Source organism: Chryseobacterium defluvii, from assembly GCF_003634775.1.
Lineage (GTDB): Bacteria > Bacteroidota > Bacteroidia > Flavobacteriales > Weeksellaceae > Chryseobacterium > Chryseobacterium defluvii.
Genome location: NZ_RBXB01000003.1, coordinates 757,319 through 772,364 on the forward strand (window position 1 = coordinate 757,319; position 15,046 = coordinate 772,364).

Below are 15,046 nucleotides of genomic sequence, written 5' to 3' on the forward strand. Positions count from 1 at the left end.
AGTATATCTTAAAAGTTGAATTCATCACTCTCCTGAATGGGAATGTCCCGTAAAAAGGCATCAAATTCATGTCCGGGATAATTGCTGTCCGCCCCATAAGAATCTATAATCATTCCTATATTTCCCTCGGTATCTTTAACGATATAAAGGACGGCACTATCATCCGGGTTACTATCTCCCTCAAAACGATATGTTTTAAGAATGTTCAGATCGGAGGGCTGATAATCTTTTCCTGAATTTTCAAACTTCATCTTTCCGGATTCAGTCATTCTAAATTCTCTTGTTATTCCTCTTTGCGATAACTTTTCCATTACTTGACTAAGAGTAGTCATTTTTTCAGAACTTTCCATTGGATTATTTTTAGTCAGATTACTACAATAATTAAACCATTAATAGGCGGATTTTGTGAAAGACGATAAATTGTATTTTCCCTAAAAAAAAGGGTCAATGTTAACAAAATTTATAATTACGAAAGATAGGATAGGTATGCTTTTTGCAATAGCCTTATCAATAAATCGGACAAAATATGAAAAAAGAAGTTGGAGTATTACTGGCAGGAGGAGTTGGTCTTTTGGCAGTACTAAGTTTTTTCGGAATAAAAAAAATGTTACACAGAAAAGATAAAAAATACAGTGATAGCTATTCAGACTATCATAGACACTTTGATGGAAAAAATTATGAAGATGAATATCATGGTGTGGAATTTTATGCGCTGAAGTAGTAAGAAAATATATTTAATTTATGGACATCCAACGCTTTTGAAAGGGTTGGATTTTTTTGTGGAAAACTTTAGTGTTAAAACTCATTATTTTCAAAATATTCCATTCTAATTTTACATCAGAAATGCAGAACGAAAATTTCATAAAAGGACAAGGTGCACAGCGAAATGTGGTCAATCGTTTCGACAGGTATACCTATGAGCCTGAAGATGAAGATTTCGAAACGGTAAAGACGTCTTTTACCGAAGTGTTTCCGAAAACCATTGTCAATCAGGTGAAAAGCGAAGATTTGCCAATGGAGTATTCCATGAATCCTTATCAGGGATGTGAGCATGGCTGTTCCTATTGTTTTGCCAGGCCCACACATGAATATTGGGGATACAGTGCCGGAATTGATTTTGAAAGGAAGATCATGGTAAAGAAAAATGCTCCGGAACTTTTGGAGAAATTTTTTCAGAAAAGAGCATATAAACCTGCCCCCATTTTACTCTCCGGAAATACAGATTGTTATCAGCCGGCAGAAAGGCAATTTGAAATCACAAGGAAAATATTACAGGTATGTCTTGATTACAGGCATCCTGTGAATGTATTGACAAAAAATGCCCTGGTTTTGAGAGATCTTGATATTTTACAGCCGATGGCTGAGCAAAACCTGGTTTCTGTTTCTTTAAGTATTCCTACCATTAATGAAGAGCTGAGGAGGAAAATGGAACCCAGGACAAGCTCTGCGAAAAATAAATTAAAAGCGGTGGAAATTCTCTCTGAACATAAAATCCCTGTGAATGTAATGGTAGCTCCCATTATTCCCGGATTGAACAGCGATGAGCCCTTAGCGATTCTAAAAGCTATTTCTGATGCCGGAGCTCAAAGCTTCGGCTATACATTGGTAAGGCTGAATGATACGGTGGAGCCTGTTTTTGTACAATGGATTGAAACTTTTTTTCCGGACCGTGCTCAAAAAGTTTTGAACCTGATCCGCTCTACGAGAGGAGGGAAGCTGGGAGAGAAAAGGTATTTTGACCGCCAGAAAGGGGAAGGAAATATCGCAGAAATGATCCATAATACATTCAAAATCGGAAGAAAGAAATATTTTGAAGGTAAGGAGTTTCCTAAGCTCTCTACGGGTAATTTTACAGGGACAAAAGATCAACAGCTTAGATTATTTGATTAAAATATTTTTCCCACAGATTACTCAGGTTTTCGCAGGTGATGGTGCAAATTACATAATAGTAAAAATTAAAGTTTTTCGATCTGTAAAAGCCTCTGTGAGGTTTAACACATTAAGGAAAAAAGAAAACCGCTCCTAAAAGGAACGGCTTTTATAATGTTCAGATTAATATCAATCTACATCGTGTCATCCGGACATGTAAAATTATCACTGCAGGTTGCACAAATCACAACCCCATTGCAGTAGTACATACAGAAATCTTCTGGCGGTAATGTAAGCCCTGCACCGGAGATACTTTTTAACTGGCCTTTACTTAGTTTTTTTAAATTTTTCATATTGTTTTAATTTAAAATGTGATACAAAAGTAAAGATATGATTAAAATTTGATAATAATAAATGCTTTGTGATTATTTTTTTATCAATCCCAATTCTATTAATCTTTCATGTAAGAATTCTCCGGCTGTTGTGTCCGGATATAATTTAGGGTGGTTTTCATCTACGCAATTCTCAAGGGCATTGAGTGACATTTCACTCACAGGATGCATAAAGAATGGGATAGAATATCTTGAAGTCCCCCACAATTCTCTTGGCGGATTTACCACCCTGTGAATGGTAGATTTCAATTTGTTGTTGGTGTGCCTTGATAGCATATCCCCTACATTGATCATGAGCTCATCAGGCTCAGCAATGGCATCAATCCACTCCCCTTTATGATTTTGTACCTGAAGGCCTTTCCCCTGTGCACCCATTAAAAGTGTAATAAGGTTGATGTCTCCGTGCGCTGCCGCTCTTACAGCATCATCCGGTTCTTCCGTAATCGGGGGGTAATGGATAGGTCTTAAAATAGAATTTCCTTCTGCGATTTTATCATCAAAGTAAAATTCATCTAAACCAAGATATAAGGCCAAAGCTCTTAAAACATACTGTCCTGTTTTTTCAAGCATCTGGTATGCTTCTTTGCCTACTTCATTGAATTTTGGAAGTTCTTCAACGATTACATTATCAGGATATTCCGACTTGTATTTGGAGTTACCGGACAGGTATTGCCCGAAATGCCAAAATTCTTTTAAGTCTCCTTTTTTGAAGCCTTTTGCGGTTTCTTTGCCAAATCCGACATAGCCCCTTTGCCCTCCTATTCCGGGAATCTCATACTTTTGTTTCGTTTCCACGGGAAGTTCAAAAAAGTTCTTTACCTCTCCATACAATTCGTCTACTAATTGGTTATCAAGAAAATGGCCTTTTAAAGCAACAAAACCAATTTCTTCATAAGCTTTTCCGATTTCATTTACAAATTTCTGTTTGCGTTCCGGGTCACCCGAAAGGAAATCACGCAGGTCTACACTAGGTATTTTATCCATTTTTAGAAATTTAACGTACTGCTAAAATACATTTTTTTTGGATTAAATGATTTTACAATTAAGTATTTATAAACTAAATTTGCTGCATGAAAAAATATTCTTCTAAGAGAAGTATTCAGATACTTGCCCATCTTCTTCAGCAGTACGGAATTTCAGATATTGTTATTTCACCGGGATCCAGAAATGCTCCTTTGGCAATCCATTTTTCCGAGGTTGACAGTTTCAACTGTTACAGTATAGTAGATGAAAGAAGCGCGGCTTTTGTGGGGATGGGAATGGCAAAAAGTGAAAAGAAACCAGTGGCAATTACTTGTACCAGTGGTTCTGCAGCAGCCAATTATTACCCTGCCGTTACCGAAGCTTTTTATCAGAATGTGCCTCTTTTAATATTAACAGCTGACAGACCAACCGATTATGTTGATATTTTTGACGGGCAAACTATCCGGCAGAATAATCTTTTCCATCAGCATTCATATGGGGATTTTCAACTCTTAGAAGATAGTAAGGAGGATGCAGAAGATATTAATTTTGATACCATCAAAAAAGCCATCGAGCTTTGTTTTGAAAAGCAGGGGCCGGTTCATATCAATATTCCTTTAGAAGAACCACTGTATGAATTGGTTTCTGAATTGCCTACTTTCCCGACGGTTGAAAAAACAATTAAGCAGAAAGAATACGAAATTCCATCCAACCTTATTGCGGAATGGAATACTTCCCAAAGGATTATGCTTTTGGTGGGAACCAGAGATTACAGTCCTGAATTGGAAAGCCAGCTTACCCAGCTTGTTAAAAATCATTCCGTTGTAGTTTTGAGTGAAGCCAACTCTAATTTGTATCACGAGAAATTCTTCAAGAATATTGACCGCTATATTTTCAATTTTACGGAAGAAGATTATAAAAAATATGCTCCGGATTTATTGATCACTATCGGACAAAATGTGGTTTCCAAAAAAGTAAAACAGTTTTTAAGAAGTGCCCGTCCGAAACAACATTGGCATCTGGATGAGGTTTGGCAGCCGGATACCTATTTTTCTTTAACCGAAAAGATAGAGTTGAAGCCGGAAGTTTTCTTTTCTAAATTATTGAAGTTTATTAATCTTGAGCCAAGACCTTATTTCAATCTTTGGGATGTATTGAGGGATAAAAAAGATGCCAGGCATCAGCAGTTCCTGAATCTTGTTGAGTTTTCTGATTTTTATTTCTTTAACAAAGCATCGCAGACCATTCCGGAAAACTATAATATCCACTTCAGCAACAGCTCGGCAATCAGATATGCCCAATTGTTTGATTTCGGCAGGAGGAAAATCTACTGTAACAGAGGGACGAGTGGCATTGATGGTTCTACTTCAACTGCGATGGGATTTGCTATTAAAAATGCCAATCCGACCCTGTTGATCACGGGAGACCTGAGCTTCTTTTATGATATCAACGGTCTGTGGAACCAATATATTCCTCCTTTTGTAAGAATCATCATTTTTAATAACGGAGAGGGAAATATTTTCAAAATCATTCCGGGGCCAGGAAATGCCAATCCTAATACACTGGACGAGTTTATTGCTACAAAGCATCATAAAAATGCAGAGCATCTGGCCAAACACTTCGGGTTCTCCTATACCAAAGTTGAAGATGAACCCACTTTGGACCGGGTTCTGGATAACTTCTTTAAACCGGATGCCCAACCCAAGATCCTTGAAGTAAATACTTATGGTAAGAATAGTGCAGATGTGCTGAAGGCTTATTTTAATTTTATGAAGGAAAATTAGAGATCCAGATATTCTTCATTTCCTGGTAAATTAATAATTCTGTCGATAGGATAAATAAACATATCGTCAAAATCATTTAACGCGTTAATGATTTGAAAATGTGAGAATTCTTTAATGTTTTGTAAAGTGATTTCTGCTTCTTTTATCTTTTTATGTTTTAAAAGGTTTTGTCGCTGAACACCATTCAGAAGATAGGTTTTAGGAGTAAACCAATCTTTTCCTTTTAAGAATAAAAGATTGGAAAAGGAAGTATCTGTAATATGATTATTCTTCACAATGATGATCTCTTCAGCCTTGGACCTTGTTTTCATTTTATCCAACTCCTTACGGTCTTCAAACTTAAAGGAATAATCGAAGCTATTGTTTTCAACCAGCTGAAAGTCCTGTATTTCGGGAATGGCATAAGGAAGCATTTGCGTTCTGATTCTTTTATCCAGATCATACACAATTCTTAGTTTGAAAAGCCCATCTTCATCGTGTTCAAGGCTTTTGAAAACTTTGGACAAGTCAATGGTTGTTTCTTTCCCAAAGTGGGCGAAAGTCTGGTCTACCCGTTTTTGATGAAAATCCAGCAGGAAAATTTCCTGATCTTCTACTTTAATGCTTTCAATGAATTGGTACATAAATTTTATTTTTCATTTCCTGATATTCGTCTTCCAGTTTACTCATGTGGGTAATCCCGCCACCGCTTTTGAAATACAGCGTATTATTTTCTTTTTCAATAAAACGGATCATTACGCAGCTGTCAAGGTTTTTGCCATCAAACCAGCCACATACACCGGTATAATATCCCCTGTCATATCCTTCTGCATCGAGAATGATTTCCAAAGTCTTTGGTTTTGGCGCTCCTAAAATAGAACCCGCAGGAAGAAGCTTCTTCATAAGGCTTCCGATTTTACCTTCAAACTCAGGTTTTATATTTCCTGAGATTTCAGAGCTCATGGCAAATAGGTCTTTTTGTTGTGTTTTGATGAAATCAATATGTTGAAATTGATCCACCTTCACCTCATTTGCTACCATGCTGAGATCATTCCTGAGCAAATCTACCACCGTATAATGTTCGGCTTTTTCTTTTTTGTCGTTTTTTAAAATTTCCGCTGCATTTTCTAAAGAGGCATCAATAGTGCCTTTCATGGGATAAGTAAAAATTTTACCATCAATAATTTTTACAAATGTTTCAGGAGAAAAAAATACAAAAAAATCTTTATAAAAAACTTTATACTTTGCCTGAGAGTGATAAAAAATTTCTTCAAGCGTTAAATTGGTCTCAATTCTGGTTTTTCTGGTATAATTGACCAGATATGAATTTCCTAACCGAATATTTTTCTGAACCTTGTCAAATCCGGACTTAAATCTTTCCAGTGTTTCCGGATATGATTTCCATGCAACTTCTTTGTTTAATGCTTGTTGGTTTTTTGATGTTGAAAATTCCTGAAAATCAATTAATAAACCTGATTTTTCAATTTCATTTTCCTTATATATTTCTATATTCTCCGCAAGAAAGTCAATGATGAAAAAATAGGGCACTTTCTGAAGGGAAAGTTCATCCATTTCTATAAATTTTGTATGATTCACTAAAAACATTCGACAAAAATAGATATTGATGTTTACTTTTGCACAAAGTTTTTTTGATGCAGAATAAATATCCTCAGAAACCCGGAATAGATTTTATATTGAAGCAGGCCTTTTTCTATTGGAATAAAACATTGGTTTTCCAGCTGATATTTTCCATTATGTATTTCGGAATCCTTCTTACCGTATTTTTTTTCTTTGCAGAAAAATATGGAATCTGGGAACAGAACCAGGAATTAGTGGAAGCCATGAAGCAGGGAAGTACAACCTATATGGAAAAGCTCGTGGAAATTTCTGCCAATGAAAATACCCAGAAAATGTCATTGGCCATGATGCTGACAACGACTTTTCTGTATCCGCTGAATTTAGGGTTTTTCCAGATTTTCAGAAAAATAGACCTGAATGAGAAATTAGAATTAGGAGATCTTTTAGTGGGATATAACGGGTTAAATTTCTTTAGATATATCGGATATTATGTTTTTTGGTTCTTCATTTTCAGATTTACTGTTCCAACGATATTCTTAGCGGTTATCTGGGTAGGTGTGACGTTATTTGTAGCTCCATTGATGTTTTTTATGGATAAGAGGATATTTGAAGCGATATCTCTCAACTTCAAAGCACTGAAAGTATATTATATAGAAATATTGGTTTGTGTACTTGTTGCATTTTTCTTTAAATATCTTGGTTTTGCTTTATTTCTTATAGGGGGATTGTTTACGTTTCCTTTTTGGAATGCTATGATTTATTCTCTTTACAAGACTGTTTTTTCAGAGAAAAATTAAATTTAGACTTTGTTTAATGCTTTTTTTGCCAAAAAAAATTAAATTTGGTAATACATTAAAAAAATAAACACCATGTCTGAATTTAACGAATTTGATCAACAGGGTTCTGTCCCCGAGAAAAATACCGGATCAATCATCTCACATGCCTTTGAAATGTATAAGGGGGTATTTCTCTATGCCATTGTTGCTATGATCATCTATATGATAGGAGACTTCTTTCTTCAGTCCGTTACGGGGTTTAGTTCCTGGAACAGCTTTAAGGAAATGAAAGATTATGACGGAGATTATTCCGGTTTCAGATATTGGAACTCTCCGGGACTGGGATTGTATTATTCTTTATCCAATGTACTGATAATCCTTCTTTCCCCTCTGTTTGTAGGATTGATCTATATGGTTAATAAATACAATACGAAAAATGCAATCGAGTTTTCAGACCTGTTTATAGGGTATCGACAGAATTTTGTAAATATTCTAATCTATAGTATAATTTCCAGTATTATTTTAGGGATTTCACTTATGTTGTGCGTATTGCCTTTCATTTTTGTATTTCCTTTCTTTCTTATTGGTTATCCTATTCTTCTTTTTGAAAATGCTTCGGCAATCGATGCTCTCACAAAGTCTTTTAATGTGGCAAAAGAAAATTACGGAACCTTTTTGGGAGCTTCCTTTTTAGGAGGTTTGCTTAGTGTCTGTGGCTTTTTAGCCTGTTGTATAGGAATTATCATTACGGCACCTTTCATCATGGCCGTGATGTACTCTGCCTATTGTGCATTTTTAGGAAAACCAAGACAAATAACGTTCACAAATGATAAATAAAGACAAACAAATAAGCAGTATTGCTATAAAACAGGTATTTCTCCTTGCTATTATTCTGATATTGGCAGGATTGATCTGTTTTAACCTAGCTCTTTTTATTCCATCGGTTCTGGGCGCAATCACCATTTATGTGGTTTGCCGGAAGTATAATTTTTACCTGCAGGAAGAAAAAAAATGGAAACCCTGGCTTTCCTCTCTTTTGCTTATGCTAGCCAGTTTGATAATTCTTATTCTGCCGATCTATTTTATAGGCGATCTATTGATTGAAAAATTGGGAAATGCACAGGCTTATATGACTAAATTCAATGTATTTCTTGAGAAGATACATTCGTATATTTATTCAAAAACAAGCTTTGATATATTGAGCAAAGAGAATATGGCCAAGCTTAAAGATTCTGTAGGCAAATTTTCGACAACAGCACTTAGCAGTACATTCAATACACTTACGGTAGTGATGTCTATGTACTTTATCTTATATTTCATGCTTGAAAAACCGAGACTTTTTGAAAGAATTCTTACTTCATCCGCTCCTTTGAAAAGAGCCAATGTTTCTCTGATAGGAGAAAAGATGCGAAAACTGATCATGGCCAATGCGATCGGAATTCCGGTTGTGGCGATAGGACAAGGTATTGTTGCTTTGATTGGATATTTCATTTTTGGAGCTCCGAGCCCGGTATTGCTCTTTGCTTTAACGGCAGCTGCGTCTATGATCCCGGTTGTTGGTGCGGCTATAGTATATATTCCGGTATGTATTTTTATGATTGCGGAAGGAAATACCGGAAGCGGAATAGGTTTGGGGATATATTGTATCGTTGTGGTTGGATTGACAGATAATCTGTTACGTTTTACATTGCTGAAAAAATTAGAAGATATTCATCCTTTAAATACGGTTTTCGGGATTATTATGGGGATGAATTTATTTGGATTTATGGGACTGATCTTCGGTCCGATCCTTATTTCTCTTACCCTTCTTCTTATTCAGGTATACGGAAATGAATTTTCTGATGACGATACTCCTGATCTTCAACTTCCGGGTAGCAATGATGAGCCGGAACAAAAAATTGATTTAATAGTATAAAATGATAGAAGGAATAAACCCTGAAATATTAAAAGAAATTTGTGTCGTTACAATGCCTTTCGGTAAATACGAAGGGACTGTTCTTGCGGATTTACCTGTAAGCTACCTTGAATGGTTTTATCGTAAAGGAATGCCCAAAGGAAAATTGGGAATGCAGCTTTCTACCATTTACGAAATCAAGCTCAACGGGTTGATGGATCTTTTGATACCGATTCGGGGGGCCGTAAGCTATGAGAAAACTAAGAATAAAACATATAAATTTTAAAGTTTCGGCGGCATCGAAGATGCCGCCGAAACTACTTTATCAAGATTAAATGGATCAAATACTTAGAGGAGGGATATTTTATACATTATTTTGTGCCTTTATTTCTGATAAAAGCTCTCTTTTAACTTTTCAACATCTCTATTTCATCTCTCAGTTTTGCCGCTTTAATAAAATCAAGGTTTTTGGCCGCTGCTTCCATTTCCTTTTGTTTTTGTTCGATCATTTTGTCAATATCTTCTCCGCTGTAGCTTGCTTTGGCTTCTGCAACTTTTTGAAGGATTTCCTTTTGGGTGTATTTTTCATCCGGGAAGTCTTTGCTTCTGCCTACTAGACTCTCTGAAATCTTCTTATTTAAAGCTTGTGGAACCAAACCATGATCCTCATTATATTTTATTTGTTTCGCACGGCGGTATTCCGTCTCGTCTAATGTAGCCTGCATGGATTTTGTGATCTTGTCGGCGTACATGATCGCTTTCCCATTGATGTTCCTTGCTGCACGCCCAACCGTTTGAATCATTGATCTTCTGCTTCTTAGCATCCCTTCTTTATCGGCATCTAAGATAGCAACTAACGATACTTCAGGTAAATCAAGCCCTTCCCTTAATAAATTGACTCCAATTAAAACATCAAAAAGGCCTAAACGCAGATCCTGCATGATCTGAATACGCTCCAGGGTTTCCACATCAGAATGGATATATCGTGTTCTGATTCCGAATTTTGTGAAATATTTCGTTAACTCTTCTGCCATTTTCTTTGTCAGTGTAGTCACCAGAACCCTTTCATCAACATCCGATCTTTTCTGAATTTCCTCCATTAAATCGTCTATCTGATTAAGCGTAGGCCTTATTTCAATAACCGGGTCTAAAAGACCTGTAGGACGGATGATCTGTTCAATATAAGCTCCTCCTGTTTTCTCAAGCTCATAATCGGCCGGAGTAGCAGAAACATAAATAACCTGGTTCTGCATCGCTTCAAACTCGTCGAATTTCAATGGCCTGTTGTCCATGGCGGCAGGAAGCCTGAATCCATATTCAACGAGAGCTTCTTTTCTGCTTCGGTCACCACCGTACATAGCATGAACCTGAGGTACCGTTACGTGGCTTTCGTCAATAACCATTAAAAAGTCCTTCGGGAAATAATCGATCAGGCAGAAAGGTCTTGATCCCGGCAATCTTCCGTCCAGGTATCTTGAATAATTTTCAATTCCTGAACAGTACCCGAGCTCTTTAATCATTTCAAGATCAAGCTCTGTTCTTTCCTGCAATCTCTTGGCTTCCAGTGGTTTTTCAATAGAATTGAAAAAGTCGACCTGCTTTACCAAATCATCCTGAATGCTTCTGATGGCACCATTTAACGTTTCCTTTGAAGTTACAAAAAGATTGGCAGGATAGATCTGAATCTGTTCAAAATTGGAGGTCACATTTCCCGAAACGGGATCAAAGCTTTGGATTTTTTCGATTTCATCACCGAAAAATTGAATTCGGACTGCGTTATCAGCATAAGCCGGAAATACATCAATAACATCTCCCTTCACTCTGAATGTACCTCTTTGAAACTCGTTTAAAGTTCTGGAATATAGGGCGTTAACCAAAGAGTGCAATAAGGCGGTTCTTGTGATTTTCTCACCTATTCCTACGGAAATTAATGACTTATGGAACTCCGTAGGGTTTCCTATACCGTAAATACAGGATACGGAGGCAACGATCAGTACATCTCTTCTCCCTGAAAGTAAACTTGCTGTTGCGGAAAGACGTAGCTTTTCAACTTCTTCATTAATACTCAGGTCTTTTTCAATATACGTTCCTGTAGTGGCAATGTAAGCTTCAGGCTGGTAATAGTCATAATAACTTACAAAATATTCAACTGCATTTTCAGGGAAGAATTCTTTGAATTCCATGAAAAGCTGTGCCGCCAATGTTTTATTATGAGCCAGAACCAAAGTCGGTTTTTGAACATTTTGAACAACATTCGCAACGGTAAAAGTTTTCCCGGATCCGGTAACTCCCAATAAAGTCTGGTATTTTTCACCGATCTCTATACCTTCTGTAAGCTTTTTAATAGCTTGAGGCTGATCTCCGGTAGGTTTATATTCTGATTGAAGGTTGAAATTCATATCTCAAATTTACAAAATAAAAAAGAGTCCTGAAGAGAACTCTTGCTATAAAATATTCTTAAAATCTTATCGAAAATTTCAATTTTTGATGCTATCCATTAAAAATATTCTCCCAATCTTAAAATTCTGAAAACTTAAGAGTCGGATTGTAATTCATTGAACCGGAAATCATCATTTTTGTAAATCCTGAATATAAAGTTCCGTTTCAAATCTTTTTAAGGTCTTGTTATTGGCAATAAAACTTTGGCTACGGTTAAAGTTTACCTGAGGAACCGAAGTTTTGAATACATGTCCTGTGATGAGATAAAGCGCTTTCGAAAGAGCAGGATCTGTGGGATTCCCAAACTCTTTGATATTGCCGAAGTTATCATAATTATTAATTGGATAATCAGGAATAAAGCCTTTGGCAGGATGAGGATCATTATTTGAATTGAAATAGGCAAACGTTATAGGCTGCATGGCCCAATTATGTCCTTTATTTCTTGCACTATAGGATATAAAATCCTGGTTAGGGGAATCAAATAGGGTAATAGATCCAACAAATTTCCCGTAGGTTTCCGCACCTACCGTAACAACGTTAATATAAGGTGACAGCGAATCAATGGTTAATTCACTTGCGGAAGCCGTTCCTCCGGAGGTAAGGATATATACGTTGTTGAAATTAAGACTGTTAATGCTTTGTTCTCCTGCTTGTTGTGTACTTCCGTTAACGGATGAATATAATTTAACTTTATTTGAAAAACTTTCTGTCTTGTCAAATTGATTATGCTTATCGTTGAAGTCCGTCCTTACATAGGGACTTCCGATAAATTGTCCGGTAATCATCTGCCCTAATGCGATAGCGGTTTCCACAGATCCTCCTCCGTTATACCTTAAATCTAATATCAGGTCTGTAATTTGATCCTGCTTCATTAGTGCGAAAGCAGCGTTTAATTCATCATTGTAATTTGATTTAAAGCCATTGTATACCAGATAACCTATCGTTTTGCCATTGTGGGAGAAGGTTTTATAGAAAGCTACCGGATTTTCTTCAATAACAGCTGTTGTGATAGAAGCAGTTTTGGATATTCCTGATGTAGTCACTCCATTTCCGGATACTGAAACATTCTGTGCAATGGATAATGAAAACTGATCACTGAGCAATTGACGGTAATTATTAATATTCAGATCTGCGCCATTTACGGCGACAATTACATCTCCTCTGGATAATCCTGCCTGGGAAGCCGGGGAATTAGGAACAATATAATTAATGATCCCTGCCACATTGTAATTACCATTGTCTTTGTAGTATAATGTAAAATCAATCCCTGAGCTTTTTGAAATTCCGTTAAAACTTTGTAACAGTGCATCTACATCATCTACAATCCAGGAATATCGGTCTTTATTAGGATAATCATATAATAGACTGTAAAAAAGATTGTCAGGGGATTTATCCCTCAGAAAGCTTTTATAATCAGAAGCTGAAGAAAAAGCATTATCTGCCAACAAAGGAACATTGGGTTTCCAATAATACCAGGAATTAAGTCCTTTCCAAACGAAATCATTGATATCTGCAGTAGTGGCTTCATCATCATCTCTATGGCATGAAAATATCAAAAAAACACTTAAAACCATAAGGGATATTTTGCATAAAAATTTCATAGTTCCATATATTTGTTTAATAAATCAAAAATATGAAAGTCAGGAATATATACAATATTATTGTGTTATTTTTTTTATGGAGTGTCATCACTATATCTTGTCAGCATAATGTGCCTAAAGATTTTCCTGAAATTAATAATGCAGAATATTCAATTTACCATAATAAAGATGAAAAAGGGTATGATGTTTCATTTGTTTTATCAAACGAAAAATATCAGCCGGTAGCAGTTGTGATTAATAAAATAGAACAAAAGATTCTGCCTGAGGATAAAAAAGGAGTTCATTATCGCATAGATGTCAAGGCTGAATCCAGGATATTACACCATTTTACTCCCAAAGCCTCGGAAAATCCTAACGGAATATTATTTAGAACAAATTCAGGGGATTATTTTCAAAAAGTGAATTTTAAATTAAAATAAACTTTCACAAAAAACATTATGTGGGCGTAAAAATTAAATTGTAAACGACAAATATTATGGCATTATTTTTCCATTCATTGTAGATAACCAATAATCACAAGACTATGAGATTCAGCAATTTTTATATACCGACCCTAAGTATTTTTTTAATTCTGTCATCCTGTCAGAAAAATAATGCCCGTGCACAGCAAGTCATTAAAAATGGAAGCGTGGAGACTCAGAAACCTAATTCCGATTACCAACCGGTTTTTGAAGGGCAAACCAGAATTAAAGCCGTAAAAACAACAATACCCTATCAGGTAGAGGTATTGAATACAGATTTGGGAAGACCATGGGGAATTATCAATTTGCCCGATGGAAGATTTTTGATTACCGATAAAAGAGGACACATGAATGTTGTTTCCAATGATGGAAAACAGGTTTTTAAAATTTCCGGATTCCCAAAAGTTGATTCTAAAGGACAAGGCGGAATGTTGGATGTAGCTCTTGATCCGGATTTTAAAGCTAATAATATTATTTATTTTAGTTTTTCGGAGCCCTTTGGAGAGGGGAACTTAACGTCTGTAGCGAAAGGAAAACTTTCGGCTGACATGAAGAATATTACAGATGTAAAAGTTATTTTCCGGGCAGAGCCATCTTATGATGGGGATAAACATTACGGAAGCAGGCTGGCTTTTGATAAAGACGGATATTTGTTTGTAAGTACCGGAGAAAGGTCAGATAAGGTAACCAGGGCATACGCTCAAAAAACAGATAATTATTTAGGGAAAATACTTAAAATAACCAAAGACGGCAAGCCTGCTCCGGGAAATCCATTCATTGGTAAATCCGGCTATAAGCCTGAAATCTATGCTTATGGAGTAAGAAATCCGCAAGGAATGGCAATAGATGCTAACGGCAATCTTTGGGATGTTGAAATGGGCCCAAGAGGAGGTGATGAAATTAATCTCATTCAACCGGGGAAAAATTACGGATGGGGAGATGTCACCTACGGAATTGAATATTCAGGAGAAAAAGTAGGACAAGGAATTACACAGAAAGAAGGAACAGAACAGCCTGTTTATTATTGGGATCCGGTAATTTCTCCAAGCGGGGTTACATTTTATACCGGGAATATAGATGAATGGAAAGGAAACCTGTTTATCGGCTGTCTAAGTGGTGAGCATATTGCGAGGATTGTAATGAAAGACAATAAGGTGGTAGGCGAGGAACGTCTGCTTGCAGATCAGAAAGAAAGATTCAGGGATGTACTGGATGGAGTGGATGGCAATCTTTATGCGGTTACCGATAGTGGTAAACTCTACAAGATTTCAAAAAAATAAAATAAAAAGCTCCTGAAAAATTCAGGAGCT

16 protein-coding genes are annotated in these 15,046 nt (G+C 36.3%); 9 read left to right on the plus strand and 7 right to left on the minus strand.

Annotation, left to right across the window (positions count from 1 at the left end; translation table 11 throughout):
• Nucleotides 1–8: 8 nt before the first annotated feature.
• On the minus strand, nt 9–350 hold the full coding sequence (locus BCF58_RS15350) for a hypothetical protein (RefSeq protein ID WP_121462679.1): 342 nt from the start codon (nt 348–350) through the stop codon (nt 9–11).
• Between the two features lie 176 nt (nt 351–526).
• Between BCF58_RS15350 and BCF58_RS15355 the strand changes: the two genes are divergently transcribed.
• Nucleotides 527–721: a hypothetical protein gene (locus BCF58_RS15355; RefSeq protein WP_121462680.1), complete on the plus strand. Its 195-nt coding sequence runs from the start codon at nt 527–529 to the stop codon at nt 719–721.
• Between the two features lie 122 nt (nt 722–843).
• Nucleotides 844–1,890, plus strand: a complete 1,047-nt coding sequence (locus BCF58_RS15360; RefSeq protein WP_121462681.1) for a PA0069 family radical SAM protein — start codon at nt 844–846, stop codon at nt 1,888–1,890.
• Nucleotides 1,891–2,063: 173 nt separating this feature from the next.
• On the opposite strand, the gene BCF58_RS17725 is transcribed toward BCF58_RS15360, so the two are convergent.
• Nucleotides 2,064–2,222, minus strand: a complete 159-nt coding sequence (locus BCF58_RS17725; protein ID WP_449384895.1) for a bacteriocin-like protein — start codon at nt 2,220–2,222, stop codon at nt 2,064–2,066.
• Nucleotides 2,223–2,294: 72 nt separating this feature from the next.
• On the minus strand, nt 2,295–3,245 hold the full coding sequence (locus BCF58_RS15365; RefSeq protein WP_121462682.1) for an isopenicillin N synthase family dioxygenase: 951 nt from the start codon (nt 3,243–3,245) through the stop codon (nt 2,295–2,297).
• 86 nt (nt 3,246–3,331) lie between these two features.
• On the opposite strand from BCF58_RS15365, the gene menD reads away from it, so the two are divergent.
• Complete coding sequence (gene menD / locus BCF58_RS15370; RefSeq protein ID WP_121462683.1) at nt 3,332–5,008, plus strand: 2-succinyl-5-enolpyruvyl-6-hydroxy-3-cyclohexene-1-carboxylic-acid synthase; 1,677 nt, start codon at nt 3,332–3,334, stop codon at nt 5,006–5,008.
• Here the strand turns inward: menD and BCF58_RS15375 are convergent.
• Both BCF58_RS15375 and BCF58_RS15380 read right to left on the minus strand, forming a co-directional pair.
• Entirely contained in the window at nt 5,005–5,631 is a 627-nt protein-coding gene (locus tag BCF58_RS15375; RefSeq protein ID WP_121462684.1) for an aminotransferase class IV, read from the minus strand. The two genes, menD and BCF58_RS15375, sit on opposite strands and share 4 nt — an antisense overlap.
• The gene (locus BCF58_RS15380) at nt 5,615–6,559 is read right to left on the minus strand and encodes an aminodeoxychorismate synthase component I (RefSeq protein WP_394337675.1); all 945 of its coding nucleotides are present in this window, start codon (nt 6,557–6,559) and stop codon (nt 5,615–5,617) included. Before BCF58_RS15380 ends, BCF58_RS15375 begins: the two co-directional genes overlap by 17 nt.
• Nucleotides 6,560–6,639: 80 nt before the next feature.
• Here BCF58_RS15380 and BCF58_RS15385 point away from each other — a divergent pair, with 80 nt between their 5' ends.
• From BCF58_RS15385 to BCF58_RS15400, 4 genes are all read left to right on the plus strand, one after another.
• The gene (locus BCF58_RS15385) at nt 6,640–7,362 is read left to right on the plus strand and encodes a hypothetical protein (protein ID WP_121462686.1); all 723 of its coding nucleotides are present in this window, start codon (nt 6,640–6,642) and stop codon (nt 7,360–7,362) included.
• Nucleotides 7,363–7,434: 72 nt separating this feature from the next.
• Nucleotides 7,435–8,178, plus strand: coding sequence for a beta-carotene 15,15'-monooxygenase (locus tag BCF58_RS15390; protein ID WP_121462687.1), 744 nt, complete (start codon nt 7,435–7,437; stop codon nt 8,176–8,178).
• Entirely contained in the window at nt 8,168–9,256 is a 1,089-nt protein-coding gene (locus BCF58_RS15395) for an AI-2E family transporter (RefSeq protein WP_121462688.1), read from the plus strand. Before BCF58_RS15390 ends, BCF58_RS15395 begins: the two co-directional genes overlap by 11 nt.
• Before the next feature lie 13 nt (nt 9,257–9,269).
• On the plus strand, nt 9,270–9,521 hold the full coding sequence (locus BCF58_RS15400) for a DUF3820 family protein (protein ID WP_121462921.1): 252 nt from the start codon (nt 9,270–9,272) through the stop codon (nt 9,519–9,521).
• 121 nt (nt 9,522–9,642) lie between these two features.
• On the opposite strand, the gene uvrB is transcribed toward BCF58_RS15400, so the two are convergent.
• The gene (uvrB, locus tag BCF58_RS15405) at nt 9,643–11,634 is read right to left on the minus strand and encodes an excinuclease ABC subunit UvrB (protein WP_121462689.1); all 1,992 of its coding nucleotides are present in this window, start codon (nt 11,632–11,634) and stop codon (nt 9,643–9,645) included.
• A gap of 171 nt (nt 11,635–11,805) precedes the next feature.
• Complete coding sequence (locus BCF58_RS15410; protein ID WP_228434818.1) at nt 11,806–13,248, minus strand: S41 family peptidase; 1,443 nt, start codon at nt 13,246–13,248, stop codon at nt 11,806–11,808.
• Nucleotides 13,249–13,307: 59 nt separating this feature from the next.
• Here BCF58_RS15410 and BCF58_RS15415 point away from each other — a divergent pair, with 59 nt between their 5' ends.
• Both BCF58_RS15415 and BCF58_RS15420 read left to right on the plus strand, forming a co-directional pair.
• Nucleotides 13,308–13,694 carry a hypothetical protein gene (locus BCF58_RS15415; protein ID WP_121462691.1) on the plus strand — a complete coding sequence of 129 codons (387 nt, stop codon included), beginning with the start codon at nt 13,308–13,310 and terminating at the stop codon, nt 13,692–13,694.
• Between the two features lie 104 nt (nt 13,695–13,798).
• Nucleotides 13,799–15,016 carry a PQQ-dependent sugar dehydrogenase gene (locus tag BCF58_RS15420; protein WP_121462692.1) on the plus strand — a complete coding sequence of 406 codons (1,218 nt, stop codon included), beginning with the start codon at nt 13,799–13,801 and terminating at the stop codon, nt 15,014–15,016.
• Nucleotides 15,017–15,046: the final 30 nt, after the last annotated feature.